15 protein-coding genes and 2 tRNA genes are annotated in these 18,400 nt (G+C 60.1%); 12 read left to right on the top strand and 5 right to left on the bottom strand.

Translation table 11 applies throughout. From position 1 onward, the window contains the following. Positions 1-5 precede the first annotated feature (5 nt). From NHU87_RS06660 to NHU87_RS06605, 12 genes are all read left to right on the top strand, one after another. Positions 6-1,505, top strand: a complete 1,500-nt coding sequence (locus tag NHU87_RS06660; protein WP_253546754.1) for an NAD(P)H-hydrate dehydratase — start codon at positions 6-8, stop codon at positions 1,503-1,505. Continuing rightward, entirely contained in the window at positions 1,493-1,963 is a 471-nt protein-coding gene (gene tsaE, locus NHU87_RS06655) for a tRNA (adenosine(37)-N6)-threonylcarbamoyltransferase complex ATPase subunit type 1 TsaE (RefSeq protein ID WP_253546752.1), read from the top strand. Before NHU87_RS06660 ends, tsaE begins: the two co-directional genes overlap by 13 nt. 48 nt (positions 1,964-2,011) lie before the next feature. After that, entirely contained in the window at positions 2,012-3,394 is a 1,383-nt protein-coding gene (locus tag NHU87_RS06650) for an N-acetylmuramoyl-L-alanine amidase (protein ID WP_437180820.1), read from the top strand. After that, the gene (gene mutL, locus NHU87_RS06645; RefSeq protein WP_437180819.1) at positions 3,391-5,301 is read left to right on the top strand and encodes a DNA mismatch repair endonuclease MutL; all 1,911 of its coding nucleotides are present in this window, start codon (positions 3,391-3,393) and stop codon (positions 5,299-5,301) included. The genes NHU87_RS06650 and mutL overlap by 4 nt, the downstream gene beginning before the upstream one ends. Next, the gene (miaA, locus tag NHU87_RS06640; RefSeq protein WP_253547380.1) at positions 5,301-6,272 is read left to right on the top strand and encodes a tRNA (adenosine(37)-N6)-dimethylallyltransferase MiaA; all 972 of its coding nucleotides are present in this window, start codon (positions 5,301-5,303) and stop codon (positions 6,270-6,272) included. Before mutL ends, miaA begins: the two co-directional genes overlap by 1 nt. A gap of 93 nt (positions 6,273-6,365) precedes the next feature. Continuing rightward, a complete protein-coding gene (hfq, locus tag NHU87_RS06635; RefSeq protein WP_007902656.1) occupies positions 6,366-6,626 on the top strand; it encodes an RNA chaperone Hfq in 261 nt (86 codons plus the stop codon). A 12-nt stretch (positions 6,627-6,638) separates the two neighbouring features. Continuing rightward, complete coding sequence (hflX, locus tag NHU87_RS06630) at positions 6,639-7,940, top strand: ribosome rescue GTPase HflX (RefSeq protein ID WP_008009827.1); 1,302 nt, start codon at positions 6,639-6,641, stop codon at positions 7,938-7,940. A gap of 96 nt (positions 7,941-8,036) precedes the next feature. Next, positions 8,037-9,209, top strand: coding sequence for an FtsH protease activity modulator HflK (hflK, locus tag NHU87_RS06625; protein ID WP_253546750.1), 1,173 nt, complete (start codon positions 8,037-8,039; stop codon positions 9,207-9,209). After that, positions 9,209-10,078 carry a protease modulator HflC gene (gene hflC, locus NHU87_RS06620; RefSeq protein WP_253546748.1) on the top strand — a complete coding sequence of 290 codons (870 nt, stop codon included), beginning with the start codon at positions 9,209-9,211 and terminating at the stop codon, positions 10,076-10,078. The genes hflK and hflC overlap by 1 nt, the downstream gene beginning before the upstream one ends. A 315-nt stretch (positions 10,079-10,393) precedes the next feature. Continuing rightward, complete coding sequence (locus tag NHU87_RS06615) at positions 10,394-11,581, top strand: ATP phosphoribosyltransferase regulatory subunit (RefSeq protein WP_253546746.1); 1,188 nt, start codon at positions 10,394-10,396, stop codon at positions 11,579-11,581. Between the two features lie 54 nt (positions 11,582-11,635). Continuing rightward, positions 11,636-12,925, top strand: coding sequence for an adenylosuccinate synthase (locus NHU87_RS06610; protein ID WP_253546744.1), 1,290 nt, complete (start codon positions 11,636-11,638; stop codon positions 12,923-12,925). A gap of 149 nt (positions 12,926-13,074) precedes the next feature. After that, the gene (locus NHU87_RS06605) at positions 13,075-15,009 is read left to right on the top strand and encodes a methyl-accepting chemotaxis protein (RefSeq protein ID WP_253546742.1); all 1,935 of its coding nucleotides are present in this window, start codon (positions 13,075-13,077) and stop codon (positions 15,007-15,009) included. Positions 15,010-15,101: 92 nt separating this feature from the next. Here NHU87_RS06605 and NHU87_RS06600 read toward each other — a convergent pair whose 3' ends face one another. The 5 genes from NHU87_RS06600 to NHU87_RS06580 form a co-directional block, all read right to left on the bottom strand. Beyond that, the gene (locus NHU87_RS06600; protein WP_253546740.1) at positions 15,102-16,667 is read right to left on the bottom strand and encodes an ABC transporter permease; all 1,566 of its coding nucleotides are present in this window, start codon (positions 16,665-16,667) and stop codon (positions 15,102-15,104) included. Beyond that, entirely contained in the window at positions 16,667-17,677 is a 1,011-nt protein-coding gene (locus NHU87_RS06595) for an iron ABC transporter substrate-binding protein (protein WP_253546738.1), read from the bottom strand. Before NHU87_RS06595 ends, NHU87_RS06600 begins: the two co-directional genes overlap by 1 nt. Before the next feature lie 107 nt (positions 17,678-17,784). Next, entirely contained in the window at positions 17,785-18,027 is a 243-nt protein-coding gene (locus NHU87_RS06590; RefSeq protein ID WP_253546736.1) for a hypothetical protein, read from the bottom strand. Then, positions 17,998-18,084, bottom strand: a tRNA-Leu gene (locus NHU87_RS06585). Before NHU87_RS06585 ends, NHU87_RS06590 begins: the two co-directional genes overlap by 30 nt. Before the next feature lie 165 nt (positions 18,085-18,249). Further along, positions 18,250-18,336, bottom strand: a tRNA-Leu gene (locus tag NHU87_RS06580). Positions 18,337-18,400: the final 64 nt, after the last annotated feature.

Genomic DNA, 18,400 nt, shown 5'->3' with positions numbered 1-18,400 from the left:
GACGCATGCCGCACACTAAAGATGAATTACCCGACGCGCTGTATAGCGGCGAGCAAGTCCGAGGGCTCGATGCGAGCCTGATTGCGGCCGGCACACCGGGCTTCGAATTGATGCAGCGTGCGGCGCGAGCTACCTGGCGTGCGCTGGTCCGTCATTGGCCGACGGCGCACGAATTGAGCGTGTTGGCCGGCCACGGCAATAATGCGGGGGACGGTTACCTGGTGGCCGTGTTGGCCCGACGTGCCGGCTGGCACGTGCGGGTGCTGGCCGCCGGTGATCCCGGGCGTTTGCAGGGCGATGCCGCGTCGGCCCATGCCGAGGCAGTAGCCGAAGGCGTCGCCATTCAAGACTGGAATGCGCACTGCGAATTACGCGGCATCGTGCTGGATGCCTTGCTCGGCACCGGCCTGACCGGTGAAGTGCGCGAGCCATACGCCAGTGTCATCGCTGCGATCAACGCCAGTGAGCTACCGGTTGCGGCGGTGGACATCCCCTCGGGGCTGTGCGCCGATACGGGGCGTCAGCTCGGCATTGCGGTTCGAGCTGACCTGACGGTGACGTTCATCGGTTTGAAGCTGGGTCTGTTCACCGGTGACGCTGCGGATCTGGTCGGCGATTTGGTATTCAATGATCTGCACGCCGCCCCAGAGACGTATATCGGGGCCACGGTCAGTGCTCGTCGCCTGACGGCCGGTAATGTGCCGCGTCTGACCAGTCGCGCTCGCACTTCCCACAAAGGCAACTTTGGCCACGTATTGCTGATCGGCGGTGATCGCGGTTTTGGCGGTGCCATTTTGCTCAGTGCACAAAGCGCCCTGCGCAGCGGTGCCGGCATGGTGTCCGTGGCCACCCGCCACGAGCATGTCCCGGCTGCATTGGCGCGTTTGCCAGAAGCGATGGTGCTCGGCATTTCATCGGCCAATCAATTAATGGGGCTGCTTGAGAAGGTCGCGGTGCTGGTCGTCGGCCCGGGGCTGGGGCAGGCCGGTTGGGGACGCAGTCTGTTGTCGGCCGCGGCCAATGCGCCGTTGCCGCAAGTCTGGGACGCCGATGCGTTAAACCTGTTGGCCGAAGGCGGCGTGAGTTTGCTCGCAAATTGTGTTATCACGCCGCACCCCGGCGAAGCTGCGCGGTTGCTGGGGGTATCGACGGCCGATGTTCAAGCCGATCGTCCTGCCGCTGCCCATGCATTGAGCAAAAAATATACAGCGGTGGTGATCCTCAAGGGCGCCGGCAGTTTGATCGCCAGCCCCGACGGGCGTCTGGCGCTGTGTCATCAGGGCCATCCGGCCATGGCCTCCGCCGGTTTGGGCGATGTGCTGGCCGGGCTGGTCGGCGCCCTGCTTGCTCAGGGCATGGACCCTTACGACGCGGCATGCCTGGCGGTCTGGCTGCACGCCAATGCCGGTGAGCAACAAGGTAAGTTCGGCCGCGGGCTGGCGGCCAGTGATCTGATTTCAGCCATTCGTCAGTTGTTGGAGGAGCAAGCACCGTGTCTGAAGTAACCCTGTACCTGGCCGATGAACAGGCCATGACCGACTTTGGCGCACGTATCGCCCGAATCACCCAAGGGCATGGTCTGATTTTCCTCGAGGGGGACTTGGGTGCGGGGAAAACCACGCTGTCTCGGGGTATTATTCGGGGCTTGGGGCATACAGGCGCGGTAAAAAGTCCGACGTTCACTCTGGTCGAGCCTTACGAGATTGGTGAGGTCCGCGCCTTCCATTTCGACCTGTATCGACTGGTCGATCCGGAGGAGCTGGAGTACCTCGGCATCCGCGACTATTTCGAAGGCGACGCATTGTGTCTGATCGAATGGCCCCGCAATGGTGCAGGCTTTTTGCCAAAGCCCGACCTGACCATTACCATTAGCCCGCAAGACAGCGGGCGTTCGCTGAAAATTTTGCCCCAGGGCTCGCGTGGCGAGTTGTGGTGTGCCGCTTTGGCATTGGAATCCAATTAAATGATGGGGTTAGGTATGCGCTTTCGCGCGTTGGTTGCTGCCGTAGGGATGTTGTTTCTGGCGGTGACCGTCGACGCTGTGGCCGAGACAAAGGTCAACAGTGTTCGCCTGTGGCGGGCGCCGGACAACACGCGACTGGTGTTCGACCTGACGGGGCCTGTCCAGCACAGCGTCTTTACCTTGACCGCACCGGATCGACTGGTGATCGACATCAATGGCGCATCGCTGGGGTCGCCGCTGAACGTCAATACCTCGAACACTCCGATCACCGCAATGCGCTCGGCTCAACGTACGCCGACCGACCTGCGAGTGGTCATCGACCTGAAAAAAGCCGTCACGCCGAAAAGTTTTACCCTGGCGCCGAACGCCCAGTACGGAAATCGTCTGGTCGTCGACCTGTTCGACAACCCGGCCGACGCCGCGCCACCGCCTGCGCCAACATCGTCTGTGGCCACGTTGCCTGCCGTACCCGTCGCACCCTCCGAGCCTTCGATCAAATTGCCGCCCGCCCCGGCTGGCAAGCGCGACATCATTGTGGTGATCGACGCCGGCCACGGTGGCGAAGACCCGGGTGCCTCGGGCTCTCGCGGTCAGCGTGAAAAAGACGTGGTGCTGGCCATCGCCCGTGAACTGCAGCGTCAGGTCAATGGCATGAAAGGCTTCCGCGCCGAACTGACTCGCACCGGCGACTACTTCATTCCATTGCGCGGCCGTACGGAAATCGCCCGCAAGAAGGGCGCCGACCTGTTCGTCTCGATCCACGCCGACGCTGCGCCTTCTACCGCCGCGTTCGGCGCCTCGGTGTTCGCCTTGTCTGATCGGGGCGCCACCTCGGAGACCGCCCGTTGGCTGGCCGACAGCGAAAACCGTTCCGACTTGATCGGCGGTGCCGGCAACGTCAGCCTCGACGACAAGGACCGTATGCTGGCCGGCGTGCTGCTCGATCTGTCGATGACCGCTTCCCTGACATCCAGCCTGAACGTTGGCCAGAAAGTCTTGAGCAACATCGGTCGCGTCACGCCGCTGCACAAACAGCGCGTGGAGCAAGCCGGGTTCATGGTGCTGAAGTCGCCGGACATCCCGTCGATCCTGGTCGAAACCGGGTTTATCTCCAACGCCAATGAAGCTTCGAAGCTCTCCGCTGCGAACCATCAGCAAGCGCTGGCACGCTCTATCAGCAGCGGCGTGCGGCAATTCTTCCAGCAGAATCCACCGCCGGGCACCTACATTGCCTGGCTGCGCGATTCCGGCAAAATCGCCCAGGGCCCGCGTGACCATCGCGTGAACCCCGGCGAAACCCTGGCGATGATCGCGGTGCGTTATCAGGTATCGCCCGCCACTCTGCGTAGCGCCAACAATCTGTCGAGTGATGAGCTCAAAGTCGGTCAGCATCTGACCATTCCCGGCACTGAACTGGCGGCCAAAGAATGAATCAGGTGCTGACCAATACCGCGCGCATCGAGCTGCTCAGCCCGCGGCTGGCGAACCAGATTGCCGCCGGTGAGGTGGTCGAGCGCCCGGCCTCGGTGATCAAGGAGTTGCTGGAGAACAGCCTCGACTCCGGTGCCAAACGCATCGACGTCGATGTGGAGCAGGGCGGCGTCAAGTTGCTGCGGGTGCGCGACGATGGCAGCGGCATTTCCGCCGATGACCTGCCCCTGGCCCTGGCCCGTCACGCCACCAGCAAGATTCGCAACCTGGAAGATCTCGAACAGGTGATGAGCCTGGGGTTTCGTGGTGAGGCACTGGCGTCCATCAGCTCCGTGGCGCGCCTGACCCTGACATCCCGCACTCGCGATGCCGATCAGGCCTGGCAGGTGGAAACCGAAGGCCGGGACATGGCGCCTCGCGTGCAGCCGGCGGCCCATCCGGTGGGGACTTCGGTGGAAGTGCGCGATTTGTTCTTCAACACTCCGGCGCGCCGCAAGTTTCTCAAGACCGAAAAAACCGAATTCGGTCACCTGCAAGAAGTGATCAAGCGTCTGGCGCTGGCGCGGTTCGACGTGGCCTTCCATCTGCGCCACAATGGCAAAACCATCCTCAGCCTGCACGAAGCCCATGATGACGCGGCCCGCGCCCGGCGTGTGGCGGCGATCTGCGGGGCGGGTTTTCTGGAGCAGGCGCTGCCGATCGAAATCGAACGCAATGGTTTGCACTTGTGGGGCTGGGTCGGGTTGCCGACCTTCAACCGCAGCCAGGCAGACTTGCAGTACTTCTTTGTGAATGGCCGTGCGGTGCGCGACAAACTGGTGGCCCACGCGGTGCGCCAGGCTTATCGCGACGTGCTGTTCAACGGTCGGCACCCGACGTTCGTGCTGTTTTTCGAAGTCGATCCGGCGGGCGTCGACGTCAACGTCCACCCGACCAAGCACGAAGTGCGCTTCCGCGACGGGCGCATGGTTCACGATTTCCTCTATGGCACTTTGCACCGCGCCCTCGGCGATGTGCGGCCGGAAGATCATCTGGCCGCGCCTGTCGCGACGGCGATTGTCCGGCCCACCGGGCTCGATGCTGGGGAGTTCGGTCCGCAGGGCGAAATGCGTCTGGCGGCCAATGCGCTGCTGGAACAGCCTCAGGCGCAACCGTCGTTCAACACCCCGGCTGGCTCGGGCGCTGGCGCCGGTTATCAATATCAGTACTCGCCGCGGCCTCAGTCCGGCGTGCCCGTCGCCGAAGCTCAAGCGGCCTACCGCGAGTTTTTCGCGCCTTTGCCCGAGGCCAATGCAGTCGCATTGCCGGCCGGGCAGGACGACATTCCGCCGCTGGGTTATGCGCTGGCGCAGCTCAAAGGCATCTATATTCTTTCGGAAAACGCCCAAGGCCTGGTGCTGGTGGACATGCACGCCGCCCACGAGCGGATCATGTACGAACGGCTGAAAGTCGCCATGGCCAGTGAAGGCCTGAGCGGTCAGCCATTGCTGGTGCCGGAATCCCTGGCCGTCAGTCAGCGTGAAGCCGATTGCGCCGAAGAACACGTCGCATGGTTCCAGCGGCTGGGCTTTGAGTTGCAGCGTCTTGGCCCGGAGTCGCTGGCGATCCGGCAAATCCCCGCATTGCTGAAACAGGCGGAAGCCAATCGACTGGTCAGCGACGTTCTGGCGGATTTGATGGAATATGGCACCAGTGACCGGATTCAGGCACACCTGAACGAACTGCTCGGCACCATGGCCTGCCACGGCGCGATTCGCGCGAATCGGCGTCTGGCCTTGCCGGAAATGAACGGTCTGCTGCGAGACATGGAAAACACCGAACGCAGCGGTCAATGCAACCATGGCCGACCGACCTGGACCCAATTGGGCCTGGACGATCTGGACAAACTGTTTTTGCGCGGTCGTTGATGAGCCAGTTCCCTCCTGCGATTTTCCTGATGGGGCCGACGGCTGCGGGCAAGACCGACCTGGCCATCGAACTCACCAAGGTTCTGCCCTGCGAGCTGATCAGCGTCGATTCGGCGCTGGTTTACCGTGGCATGGACATTGGCACCGCCAAGCCGTCCAAAGAGTTGTTAGCCGAATTTCCGCATCGGTTGATCGATATTCTCGACCCCGCCGAGAGTTATTCGGCTGCGGATTTTCGTCGTGATGCGCTCGAAGCCATGGCCGAGATCACCGCGCGGGGCAAAATTCCGCTACTGGTAGGCGGCACAATGCTCTACTACAAGGCTTTGCTCGAAGGTCTGGCCGACATGCCAGCGGCCGATCCTGATGTGCGCGCGCAAATCGAAGAAGAGGCTGCACGCCTTGGCTGGCAAGCCCTGCACGATCAATTGGCGGTCATCGATCCGCAATCCGCCGCGCGAATTCATCCGAACGATCCGCAGCGCCTTAGTCGAGCGCTGGAAGTTTATCGCGTCAGTGGTCAGAGCATGACTGAGCTACGCTTGCGACAATCTGCGCAAAGTACTGAAGCAGCCGCTTCGGGACTGCAACAATTGCCCTATACTGTCGCGAACTTGGCTATCGCCCCGGCAAATCGCCAGGTACTGCACGAGCGTATTAAACAAAGATTCACAAATATGTTGGAACAGGGATTCATCGACGAGGTCGTAGCCCTGCGAGATAGAGGTGACCTGCATTCGGGGATGCCGTCTATACGTGCTGTAGGTTATCGACAAGTCTGGGATTACCTGGATGGCAAGCTGACGCAAGCCGAGATGCAGGAGCGTGGAATCATTGCCACGCGCCAATTGGCAAAGCGCCAGTTCACCTGGCTACGCAGTTGGGCTGATTTACACTGGCTGGACAGCCTCGATTGCGACAATCTGCCGCGCGCCTTGAAATACCTTGGGACCATCTCCATATTGAGCTGAGTCCTTGCAATTGCCGTCTATCCTTGGGGGTGTGACGGCCCCAAGCCATCTGTTTACCTATTTTTATATTGAATCCTTAAAGGAGTGCGGCACATGTCAAAAGGGCATTCGCTACAAGACCCTTACCTGAATACTTTACGTAAAGAGAAAGTGGGGGTTTCCATCTACCTGGTCAACGGGATCAAACTGCAAGGCACGATCGAGTCTTTCGACCAGTTCGTTATCCTGCTGAAAAACACCGTTAGCCAAATGGTTTACAAACACGCTATCTCTACAGTGGTGCCGGTTCGTCCAATTCGTCTGCCTAGCGCAACCGAATCCGAAGCAGGTGACGCTGAGCCAGGTAACGCCTGATAGGAGTCTCCTTTGTTCTTTGAGCGCCACGGTGGTGGTGAGCGGGCAATTCTCGTTCACTTGGATGGTCAGGACCCTGAGGCGCGCGAAGATCCGCAGGAGTTTCAGGAGTTGGCAATTTCGGCAGGCGCCGAGACCGTCGCGTTTTTTAACGTGCCGCGTCATCGGCCAACCGCCAAAACCCTGATCAGCAGCGGCAAGGTCGAAGAGTTACGCGACCTGGTCAGCGCCGAACAGGTCGATCTGGTGATTTTCAATCACATCCTCACGCCCAGTCAGGAACGTAACCTCGAACGTATTTTCGAGTGCCGCGTGATTGACCGCACGGGTTTGATTCTCGATATCTTCGCCCAACGCGCCCGAACCCATGAAGGCAAGCTCCAGGTCGAACTGGCCCAGCTTGAACACATGAGTACGCGGCTGGTTCGTGGCTGGACTCACCTTGAGCGGCAGAAGGGCGGTATCGGTCTGCGCGGCCCGGGTGAAACCCAGCTGGAAACCGACCGGCGCCTGTTGCGGGTTCGCCTGCGGCAGATCAAGGGACGCCTGGAAAAGGTCCGCAGCCAGCGCGAGCAATCTCGTCGCGGGCGCAAACGTGCTGACATTCCGACGGTTTCACTGGTGGGTTATACCAACGCCGGCAAATCGACGCTGTTCAACTCGGTCACCGATTCCGACGTCTTCGCCGCCGACCAGTTATTCGCTACCCTCGACCCGACCTTGCGCCGGCTCGAACTCGACGACCTCGGGCCGATCGTACTGGCCGATACCGTGGGCTTCATTCGCCACCTGCCGCACAAACTGGTCGAGGCATTTCGGGCTACGCTCGAAGAGTCGAGCAACTCCGACCTGCTGCTGCATGTGATCGATGCGCATGAGCCTGAGCGGATGGCCCAGATTGAACAGGTCATGGTGGTGCTTGGGGAGATCGGAGCACAAGACTTGCCGATCCTTGAGGTATACAACAAACTCGATCTGCTCGAGGGTGTTGAGCCGCAGATCCAGCGCGATGCCGATGGCAAACCGCAGCGGGTCTGGTTGTCGGCCAAGGACGGTACCGGCCTGGACCTGCTCAAACAGGCTGTGGCCGAACTGTTAGGCAGTGATTTGTTTGTTGGCACCTTGCGCTTGCCGCAGCGTTTTGCTCGACTGCGTGCGCAGTTTTTCGAACTCGGTGCGGTGCAAAAAGAAGAACACGACGAAGAAGGCATCAGCTTGCTGGCCGTTCGCTTGCCACGGATCGAATTGAATCGACTCGTGAGCCGCGAAGGTCTGCAACCGATGGAATTCATCGAGCAACACACTTTGCAATAAAAGCCTGAGAAAGCGGTTGTGCCGCGGTGACAGGCATTCTGTAGCATTGGTCGGCGCGCCGTGGGTGCGTCTTTGCTTTATCAGATGGAGAGCGCTATGGCTTGGAATGAGCCGGGTGGCAACTCGAATAATCAGGATCCTTGGGGTGGCAAGCGCCGCAATAACGGCGACCGCAAGGGACCACCGGATCTCGACGAGGCCTTCCGAAAGCTGCAGGAAAGCCTGAACGGGTTGTTCGGTGGTGGTAAAAAACGCGGTGACGAGGGCGGTGGTCCGGGCAAGAGTGGCGGCTTTGGCGGCCTGCTCGGCATCGGCCTGGTCGTGCTGGCGGCCGTATGGCTGTACAGCGCTGTCTATGTGGTCGACGAGCAGGAACAAGCTGTAGTGCTGCGCTTCGGCAAGTACTATGAAACCGTCGGCCCGGGCCTGAACATCTATTTCCCGCCGATCGATCGCAAGTACATGGAAAACGTCACGCGTGAGCGTGCCTATACCAAGCAGGGTCAAATGCTGACTGAAGACGAAAACATCGTCGAAGTGCCGCTGACCGTGCAGTACAAGATCAGCAACCTGCAGGACTTCGTGCTGAACGTCGATCAGCCGGAAATCAGCCTGCAGCATGCGACTGACAGTGCCTTGCGTCACGTGGTGGGTTCTACCGCCATGGATCAGGTGCTGACCGAAGGTCGTGAATTGATGGCCAGCGAAATCAAGGAGCGTTTGCAACGCTTCCTCGATACTTATCGCACCGGCATCACCGTCACTCAGGTCAACGTACAGAGCGCAGCGGCACCGCGTGAAGTTCAGGAAGCCTTCGATGACGTGATCCGCGCCCGTGAAGACGAGCAGCGTTCGCGCAACCAGGCTGAAACCTACGCCAACGGCGTCGTGCCGGAAGCCCGTGGTCAGGCCCAGCGCATCCTCGAGGATGCCAACGGTTACCGCGACGAGACCGTCTCCCGCGCCAAGGGTGAGGCCGATCGCTTCACCAAACTGGTAGCCGAGTATCGCAAGGCCCCTGAAGTTACCCGCCAGCGTCTGTATCTGGACACCATGCAGGAAATCTTCAGCAACACCAGCAAGGTTCTCGTGACCGGCAACAAGGATGGCCAGAACAATCTGCTGTACTTGCCGCTGGACAAGATGGTCGACAGCGGTCGCAGCACCAGCACTCCGGTGACTGGCGCGGCAGCCAGCAGCAATGAAGCGAATGCGCGTGCGGCAGCCGATCTGCAGCAACAGCAAGCACGTACCAGGGAGAGTCGCTGATGAGCAATAAATCGCTGATCGCCCTTATTGTCGGCGTCGTCCTGGCGATCGTTGCCTGGAACTGCTTCTACATCGTGGCTCAGACCGAACGCGCGGTGATGCTGCAGTTCGGTCGCGTGGTCCAGGCCGATGTTCAGCCGGGCCTGCACGTGAAAGTGCCTTACGTGAACAAGGTGCGCAAATTCGACGCGCGCCTGATGACGCTGGATGCACCGACACAACGCTTCCTGACGCTGGAAAAGAAAGCCGTCATGGTCGATGCCTACGCCAAGTGGCGCGTGAAAGATGCCGAGCGCTTCTACACCGCGACTTCCGGCCTCAAGCAGATTGCCGACGAGCGTCTTTCCCGTCGTCTGGAATCGGGCCTGCGTGACCAGTTCGGTAAGCGCACCCTGCACGAAGTAGTGTCCGGTGAGCGTGATGCGCTGATGGCGGACATCACCAACTCGCTGAACAAGATGGCGGAAAAAGAGCTGGGCATCGAAGTTGTCGATGTCCGGGTCAAAACCATCGACCTGCCGAAGGAAGTGAACCGCAGCGTGTTCGAACGTATGAGCACCGAGCGTGAGCGTGAAGCTCGCGAGCACCGCGCCAAGGGTAACGAGCTGGCTGAAGGCATCCGTGCCGACGCCGACCGTCAACGCCGCGTGCTGCTGGCTGAAGCCTATCGTGAATCCGAAGAGGTTCGCGGTGACGGTGACGCCCAGGCTGCTGCGATCTACTCCAAGGCATACGGTCAGGATCAGGAGTTCTACGCGTTCTACCGTAGCCTGCGCGCCTACCGTGAAAGCTTCGCGAACAAATCCGACGTCATGGTCCTGGACCCAAGCAGTGACTTCTTCCGTTACCTGGAAAAAGCCAAGCCTTGATACGGCGTTGACCTGAATCATCCCCCGCCTGGCGGCTAAAACCTCGGGCGGGGTGATCCTTTGGGAAAACGTGTGTATGATGCGGCAGCCGGGAAATTCCCGGCTTTTTTGCGTCTGCACGTTTGATTGGTGTTTTCATGCAGGCGCCCGAGTTGATTGACTCGACAGGTTTTTCGAGGAAAGTGATTGGCGAAGCCGGTTTCAGGCTTTTCGCCCCGTTGTTCATGCGCGTGGTTTGCACATGAGCCGATCATTTTCTGCTTCACTCAAGGCTCGCCCAAAGGCTTGTCGCCCGGATCATAGGGGAATGGCGTAATGGCAACGGTAGACCGCTGGCTGCTGCCAGATGGCATCGAAGAAGTACTGCCACCAGAAGCTGCGCGCATCGAAGTAGCGCGTCGTCAGGTGTTGGATCTGTTCCAGAGCTGGGGTTACGAGTTTGTCGTGACTCCCCATATCGAGTACCTGGAATCCCTGCTGACTGGCGCGGGCTCGGACCTCGATCTGCGTACCTTCAAGGTCATCGACCCGCAGTCGGGCCGGCAGATGGGTTTCCGTGCCGACATCACGCCGCAAGTGGCGCGCATCGATGCGCATACCCTGCGTCGCGAAGGCCCGAGCCGTCTGTGCTATGCCGGTAGCGTGCTGCATGCTCAGCCACGTGCCTTGTCGTCCTCGCGCAGCCCGATTCAACTGGGCGCCGAGTTGTACGGCGATGCCAGCCCGAGCAGCGATGTGGAAGTCATCAGCCTGATGCTGGCCATGCTGCAACTGGCCGATGTGCCGGATGTGCACATGGACCTCGGCCATGTCGGCATCTACCGCGGCCTGGCCCGCGCGGCCGGTTTGTCCGGCGAAGTCGAGCAACAGTTGTTCGATGCATTGCAACGTAAAGCCATCGACGAGGTCATTACCTTGACCGAAGGCTTGCCTGCCGATCTGTCGGGCATGCTGCGAGCGCTGGTCGATCTGTGTGGCGGTCGTGAAGTGTTGAGCGCTGCCCGCGAGCGACTGGCCAATGCGCCGGCGCCTGTGCTGGCGGCCCTGGACGATTTGCTGGCGATCGCCGAGCGTCTGTCCGTGCGTTTCCCGGAATTACCGCTGTATTTCGACCTGGGCGAGTTGCGCGGCTACCACTACCACACAGGTGTAGTGTTCGCCGTGTTCGTGCCGGGTGTTGGCCAGTCCATCGCTCAGGGTGGTCGTTACGACGACATCGGCGCCGACTTCGGTCGCGCCCGTCCGGCGACTGGTTTCTCTACCGATTTGAAAACCCTGGTGACCCTGGGGCGTGCTGAAATCGAGCTACCGTCTGGCGGTATCTGGATGCCTGACAGTACGGATGCAGCACTCTGGCAGCAGGTTTGCCAGTTGCGCAGTGAGGGTCAGCGTGTCGTTCAGGCATTGCCTGGGCAGCTTTTGGCCGCCGCCCGTGAAGCGGACTGCGACCGGCAATTGATTCAGCAGAACGGGCTTTGGCAAGTATTGCCGCTGGCTTCTTGAGTTTTCCTGCCGGCCGCCGCCGGCACCAAGTTTGCGCGAATGAGGACAAGTGTTATGGGTAAGAATGTCGTAGTCCTGGGCACCCAATGGGGTGATGAGGGCAAAGGCAAGATCGTTGATCTGCTGACCGAACATGCTGCCGCCGTAGTGCGCTACCAAGGTGGCCACAACGCTGGCCACACCTTGGTGATCGACGGCGAAAAAACCGTCTTGCACCTGATTCCGTCGGGCGTGCTGCGCGAAGGCGTGCAGTGCCTGATCGGTAACGGCGTGGTGGTTGCACCCGACGCCCTGCTGCGGGAAATCATCAAGCTGGAAGAGAAAGGCGTACCGGTGCGCGAGCGCCTGCGTATCAGCCCGTCCTGCCCGCTGATCCTGTCCTACCACGTAGCGCTGGACCAGGCCCGTGAAAAGGCCCGTGGCGAGCTGAAGATCGGTACTACCGGTCGCGGCATCGGCCCGGCTTACGAAGACAAGGTTGCCCGTCGCGGTCTACGCGTAGGCGATCTGCTCAACATGCCGCGCTTTGAAGCCAAGCTGCGTGAGCTGGTGGAATACCACAACTTCATGTTGGTCGGTTTCTACAAAGAGCCAGCCATCGACTTCGACAAGACCCTGGCCGAGTGCAAAGAATACGCTGAACTGCTCAAGCCGCTGATGCTGGACGTGACTGCCGAGCTGCACGACCTGCGTCGCGCTGGCAAAGACATCATGTTCGAAGGCGCCCAAGGTTCGTTGCTGGACATCGACCACGGCACCTACCCGTACGTGACCAGCTCTAACACCACCGCTGGCGGCGTTGCTACCGGTTCGGGCGTTGGTCCTATGTTCCTGGACTACATCCTGGGTATCACCAAGGCTTACACCACACGTGTAGGTTCGGGTCCATTCCCGACTGAGCTGTTCGACGAAGTCGGTGCGCACCTGGCTAAACAAGGTCACGAGTTCGGCGCGACTACCGGCCGTGCTCGTCGTTGTGGCTGGTTTGACGCTGTTATCCTGCGTCGCGCTATCGACGTGAACAGCATCTCGGGCATCTGCCTGACCAAGCTGGACGTACTCGACGGCCTGGAAACCATCAACATCTGCATCGGCTACAAAGATGCAGAAGGTAAGGACGTTGCCCCGACTGACGCTGACAGCTACATGGGCCTGCAGCCGGTTTACGAAGAAGTGCCGGGCTGGACAGAGTCGACCGTGGGTGCCAAAACCCTGGAAGAGCTGCCAGCTAACGCCCGTGCTTACATCAAGCGCGTTGAAGAGCTGATCGGTGCGCCGATCGACATTATTTCGACGGGCCCGGACCGCAACGAAACCATCGTTCTGCGTCACCCGTTCGCTTAATAAGTCGTTGATGTAAAACACGAAGGCCCCTTAATTGGGGCCTTTGTCGTTTATACCTGTCGAACGGCATGACCTTTGCTGTGAACATTGAAAAAGCATCGTTTCTGACGTGCTATCAATTTGATGGCGTCAAAGCAGAGGGATTTTCAGTGTCGGCCGTTCTCTCACTGTTACAAAGCCGTCTCTTGCGGCCCGTGTTCGTTACCCTTGGTATCGCCCTTTTGGTGCAGGTGCTGGTAGCTGTCGCTCTGACCCGGAGCACAGTGACTGCGCTGGAAGCTGATTTGGGTATGCGGCTGGACGCCGACAGCCAAAAGCTCTCTGCTGAGCTTGAGCAGGCAGGGCGTGAAGTCACATCGAGCCTGGATAACCTGTCCACCAGTACCCGTCAGCGCCTGACCGCCGGGCTGTCTTCGCGTCTGAAGGACGAGCAGGCACAACTGCGTACGACGCTGGAGAAGGACCTGAAGGATTCGGCCAACGACATGGCGCAGCTTCTGGCCTCGGTCGCACCCCGCGCCATGTGGGACAGCGACATTCCCACCCTGTCCGAATTCGCTCGCCGTGCCCAACGTAATCCCAATGTGTTGTTCGTGGTTTACGACGATGCCACGGGCCAGCACCTGACGCGCTACCTCAACCGGGAGAACCCGATCAACAAGGCGCTTCTGGAAAAAGGCCAGGGCGAGCGGGCGCTGGACAAGGTGCTGGATGCGGCGAAGAACGATCCGTCGGTCTACTACCTTGAAGCCTCGATCAACCCTAATGGGGTAGAGATTGGCAAGGTTCTGATGGGTGTCTCGACCGCCTCCGTGGAAACCGATCTGGCGGCGCTGGACAAGCGCTTCTCGGCGCTGATTGCCAGCAGCGATCAACTGGTGGGTGATAGCCTCAAAGGCGCGGCAGCTGACAGCGCAACGGCGATGCGTGGGCGTCTGCAATCGGCGCAGTCCACCGCCACTGAAATGAAAGCCAATACCACCAGCGCCGTGCAGGAAGCTGCCGGAACTTTGCGCTGGCGCATCGGCATGGGCCTGGCGGTGGTGGGTTTTGGTGTGCTGCTGTTGCTGGCGGTGGTGCTGGGTCGTCGAGTGGTCAACCGCTTGAAGCTACTGATCGCCGCCATGGATGACCTGGCGGCAGGTGAGGGCGATTTGACCAAGCGGGTGCAGATCAACAGTCAGGATGAGATCGGCGACATGGCCTCGGCGGTCAATCGCTTTGTGGATAAGTTGCAGCCGATCGTGCGGGAGGCGGGCGATGTGGCTCAGCGGACCGGCGTGGAAATCGGCGCCATGACCCTGCGCAATGCCGGTGCGGATGCGGCGGCGGGCATGCAGCGCGATGAGGTGGCCGAAAGCTTGCGCGCGTTGTCGCAAATGGCTGACGAAGCTCAGTCTGAAAGCCACGCCATGCAGGCCGCCTTGCAGCAGGTGGTGGGCATTCGTCAGGCCACGGATGAAAACACTCGGACCTCGGCGAAAGTCGGCAGCCTGATCGAAGCGTTGGCCGGACAGGTCGACACCGGCGCGAAAGTCATCGAGCGCCTGGCGCAGCAAAGTGAGCAGATTGAAGTGGTTTTGACGGTGATTCACGGGATCGCCGAACAAACCAACTTGCTGGCATTGAACGCGGCCATCGAGGCGGCGCGTGCCGGCGAGACCGGTCGCGGGTTTGCCGTGGTGGCGGATGAGGTGCGGGCACTGGCGAGCAAGACTCAGAGCTCAACCGGCGATATTCAGGCGCATATCGTTGCGTTGCAGCAGGGCGCGCGCGAGGCCGTCGCGGCCATCGGGCAGGCCGGACGTCAGGCCAGCGAAGGTTTGCTGGTTTTGCGCGACAGCGCGCGGTTGCAGCAGTCGGTGCAGGTGTCGGTCGAGCAGGTACATGCGGCGATCGGTCTGGCGACCCAGGCCGCGGCGCATCAGGCGCAAGGTGCACAGGCCGTGCGTGGGCGGGTTGAGACCATTCATGCTCAAGCTGAGAAGGCTGCTCAGGCGGTGGTGGAGACTACGGCGAGTGGCAAGGTGCTGGATGGCTTGGCGGCGCAGTTGAAGGCGAGTCTGGGGCAGTTCAGGGCTTGATGTTTTGTCAGGGCTGACGCCTTCGCGGGCAAGCCTCGCTCCTACAGGGATGGCGCCATCCTTGTAGGAGCGAGGCTTGCCCGCGAAGCTTTTCAACGGCTCAAATACATCCGGGTTGTTAACAGGTACACCGGCAACCCCGACACCACAATCAACAACGCCGCATAAGGCGCCGCCGCCGCAAACTCCACATTCGCGGTATGCGCCCAGACTTCCGTCGCCAACGTATTGAGCCCGGTCGGACTCAGCAACAGCGTTGCCGTCAGCTCCTTCATCGCATCCAGAAACACCAGCGCAAACGCTGCCCCCAAGGCAGGGAAGATAATCGGCAGCGTCACCCGACAAAACGCGCTGAAGGACGACGCTCCCAGTGTGCGTGCAGCCTCTTCCAGTTGTGGTGCTGCCTTGTTCAGCGCCGTACGAATCGGCGCTTGAGCAAGCGGCAGAAACAACAGCGCATAAGCAATGAGCAGCAGCGCGGAGGTCTGGTACAGCACCGGCACATAATGCAGGGCGAAATACACCAGGGTCAGCGCAATCACCAGTCCTGGCAGTGCGTGCAGCAGATACGGCAGGCGCTCGGCCCAGATTGCCAGTCGGCCTTTATGACGCACCACCAGCAACCCTACCGGTACCGCGAGCACCAGGCACAGCGCCGCGCCACCGAGGGACAACGCCAGAGACGACAACAAGGCCTCGCTGATCGCGGCCACCGGGAACGCCGCTGACGAACCCACCATCAGCCAGTACGCCAGCATCCCCAGCGGAATACCGCTGCCGATGATCGCCAACAGCAGGCAGTAAAGTTGTCCGGCAGTCGTCCATGGCCCCAGGCGAACCTGCTGCGCATGTCGCGCCGCGCCCTGGCCGGTGCGTACATGTCGGCCCTTGCCACGCATGCGCAGCTCCAGCCATAGCAGCACCAGACACAGCGCCAGCAGCACCGCCGAAAGCATTGCTGCGTTAGCGTTGCTGAACTCCAGCTCGAACTGTTGGTAGATCGCTGTTGTGAAAGTCTGCAGGCCGATGATCGACAGCGCACCGAACTCCACCAGCATGTGCAGCGCAATCAGCAGCGAGCCGGCCAGCAGTGACGGCCAGAGCAAGGGCAGGGTGATTTTGAAGAACGCGCCCCAGCGATTCTGCCCCAGGGTTCGTGCGGACTCCTCCAGGGACGGATCGAGATTGCGCAGGGTTGCCGCCACCGGCAGAAAAATCAGCGGGTATTTGGACAGGGTCATCACCAGGATCGCCCCGCCCAGCCCTTCGAAGTGAGCGCTCAGGGAGACCCAGGTGAAGCTGCTGACAAACGCCGGCACCGCGAATGGCAGACACAGGATCACGCCCCATAGCCGTCGCCCCGGCAGATTGCTGCGTTCCAGCAACCAGGCGAGCGACAAACCAATCACACCGCAGGCCAGCGTGACGCCCACCATCAGTGCCAAGGTATTACGCAGCAGGCCAAACACGTAAGGTCGCCACAACAGATGCAGCGCCTCGGCCCAGCCGGCCTGCCAGGTCTTCAGTCCGACGTAAGCCAGTGGCAACAGGCTGAGCACCACCAGCAGCAAAACCGGCAGCAGCAACCAGATCGATGGCTGCTTGCGCTTTGGCACATAGCCGCTGCCCAAGGCGGTGGCAGATAACGATGCGCTCATCAGTTCAAGCCAACGTCACGTTCCAGGTCCAGGGCTTCTTCGGCGTTGCCGAGGTCGGCGGGCGTGACTTTCGGTGCTTGCAGTTCGCTGAACGGCTTGAGGCCGCGATCCGATTCCATGCCTTTGTGCAGCGGGTATTCGGCGGTGGTCTGGGTGATCACGCGCTGACCTTCTTCGCTGGCCATGTAGGCGAGGAATTGCTGGGCTTCTTTTGGATGCTTGCTGGATTTCAGCACCGCAGCGCTGGAAACGGTGATCAACCCGCCGACATCACCGCCGGTGAAGTAATGCAGTTTCGAATCGAGCTGGCCTTTTTCGCGCTGCAAGGCGAACCAGTAATAGTTGTTCACCAACACGGTGGCGACTTCGCCGTTTTCCACAGCTTTCAGCGCGACCATGTTGTTGCTGTAAGTCTTGCCGAAAGCGCGCAGGCCGGTGAGCCATTCTTCGGCGGCGTCCATGCCGTGCACTTTGATGATTGCTACGGCTTGTTCCTGAAATGCGCCGCTGGTTGGAACGAAGCCGACCTTGCCTTGCCATTTCGGATCGGAGAACTCCATTACCGACTTGGGCAGGTCTTTTTCATCGATCAACTTGGGATTGAACGCAACCACGCGGACTCGCGCAGTGATACCGATCCAGGTTCCGTTGCCGGCAACATAGTCCTTTGGCAGAACGGCGAGGGTGGCGGCGTCGGTCTGGGCCAGCAGGCCTTGTTCGCCGAGTTTGTTCAGCGGTGGGGATTCTTCGGTGTAGATCAGGTCGGCGGGGGAGCGATCGCCTTCTTCGACGATCTGGCTGGCGAGCTGGTTGCTGCTGCCCTTGCGCACATTGACGTGAATCCCGGTCTTGGCTTCGAAGGCTTTGGCGACGGCGTCGCCGACTTCCTTGTGTTGGCCGTTATAGAGTGTCAGGGAAATCGGGTCGGCGGCTTGGGTGAGGGGAGTGGCGAGTGTCAGGCCGAGCAGGGTGATGGTCAGGCCGCGGCGCAGGGTATTTCGAAACATCATTCGCAGGGTTCCTCACTGTCGTATTGCAAAATCTTGTAACAATGATAAACGATATTGTTTCTCATGTGCGTCTTGCAGATTCTGAGGAGTGTTTGCTAGAGGAGGGCTTAATGATCTCCCGTAGGAGCTGCCGAAGGCTGCGATTTTTTGATCTTGATGGTTGGCGCAATTGAATCGCTGAAGATCAAAAGATCGCAGCCTTCGGCAGCTCCTACAGAGGCCGTGCTGAGATGCTCATGAGTTTTTTCGAAAGCCAGAAACGCAAAAACCCGCTTTCGCGGGTTTTTGTGAAATTCAAGATCGTAACCTTGAATTTGAATTGGTGCCCAGAAGAAGACTCGAACTTCCACGACCTTGCGGTCACCAGCACCTGAAGCTGGCGTGTCTACCAATTTCACCATCTGGGCAGTATCGCAAGCGTTGCCGCTGTTGATGTGGCGCACTATACGGAGAGCATTTTGATCTGTAAACCCCTGATTTAGTTTTAATAAATCGGAAGCCTTAAATGCAAAAACCCGCTTTCGCGGGTTTTTGTGTGAGTCTTGAAATTGTTCTAATCTCAAGCTCGAAATTGGTGCCCAGAAGAAGACTCGAACTTCCACGACCTTGCGGTCACCAGCACCTGAAGCTGGCGTGTCTACCAATTTCACCATCTGGGCAGTATCGGCAGCGCGTCTGCGTCGTCGATGGCGCGCACTATACGGAGCGTCTTTTTAACTGTAA

Source organism: Pseudomonas mandelii (assembly GCF_024138395.1).
Lineage (GTDB): Bacteria > Pseudomonadota > Gammaproteobacteria > Pseudomonadales > Pseudomonadaceae > Aquipseudomonas > Aquipseudomonas mandelii_E.
The sequence above is the reverse complement of the archived record's forward strand: the minus strand, read 5'-3'. Positions and strand labels throughout refer to the sequence as shown.

Coding starts and splice junctions, on each gene's coding strand:
- NHU87_RS06660 (WP_253546754.1), top strand. CDS start 6: ATGCCGCACACTAAAGATGAATTACCCGACGCGCTGTATAGCGGCGAG.
- NHU87_RS06610 (WP_253546744.1), top strand. CDS start 11,636: ATGGGTAAGAATGTCGTAGTCCTGGGCACCCAATGGGGTGATGAGGGC.
- hfq (WP_007902656.1), top strand. CDS start 6,366: ATGTCAAAAGGGCATTCGCTACAAGACCCTTACCTGAATACTTTACGT.
- NHU87_RS06650 (WP_437180820.1), top strand. CDS start 2,012: ATGTTGTTTCTGGCGGTGACCGTCGACGCTGTGGCCGAGACAAAGGTC.
- hflC (WP_253546748.1), top strand. CDS start 9,209: ATGAGCAATAAATCGCTGATCGCCCTTATTGTCGGCGTCGTCCTGGCG.
- NHU87_RS06600 (WP_253546740.1), bottom strand. CDS start 16,667: ATGAGCGCATCGTTATCTGCCACCGCCTTGGGCAGCGGCTATGTGCCA.
- hflK (WP_253546750.1), top strand. CDS start 8,037: ATGGCTTGGAATGAGCCGGGTGGCAACTCGAATAATCAGGATCCTTGG.
- NHU87_RS06595 (WP_253546738.1), bottom strand. CDS start 17,677: ATGATGTTTCGAAATACCCTGCGCCGCGGCCTGACCATCACCCTGCTC.
- NHU87_RS06615 (WP_253546746.1), top strand. CDS start 10,394: ATGGCAACGGTAGACCGCTGGCTGCTGCCAGATGGCATCGAAGAAGTA.
- miaA (WP_253547380.1), top strand. CDS start 5,301: ATGAGCCAGTTCCCTCCTGCGATTTTCCTGATGGGGCCGACGGCTGCG.
- mutL (WP_437180819.1), top strand. CDS start 3,391: ATGAATCAGGTGCTGACCAATACCGCGCGCATCGAGCTGCTCAGCCCG.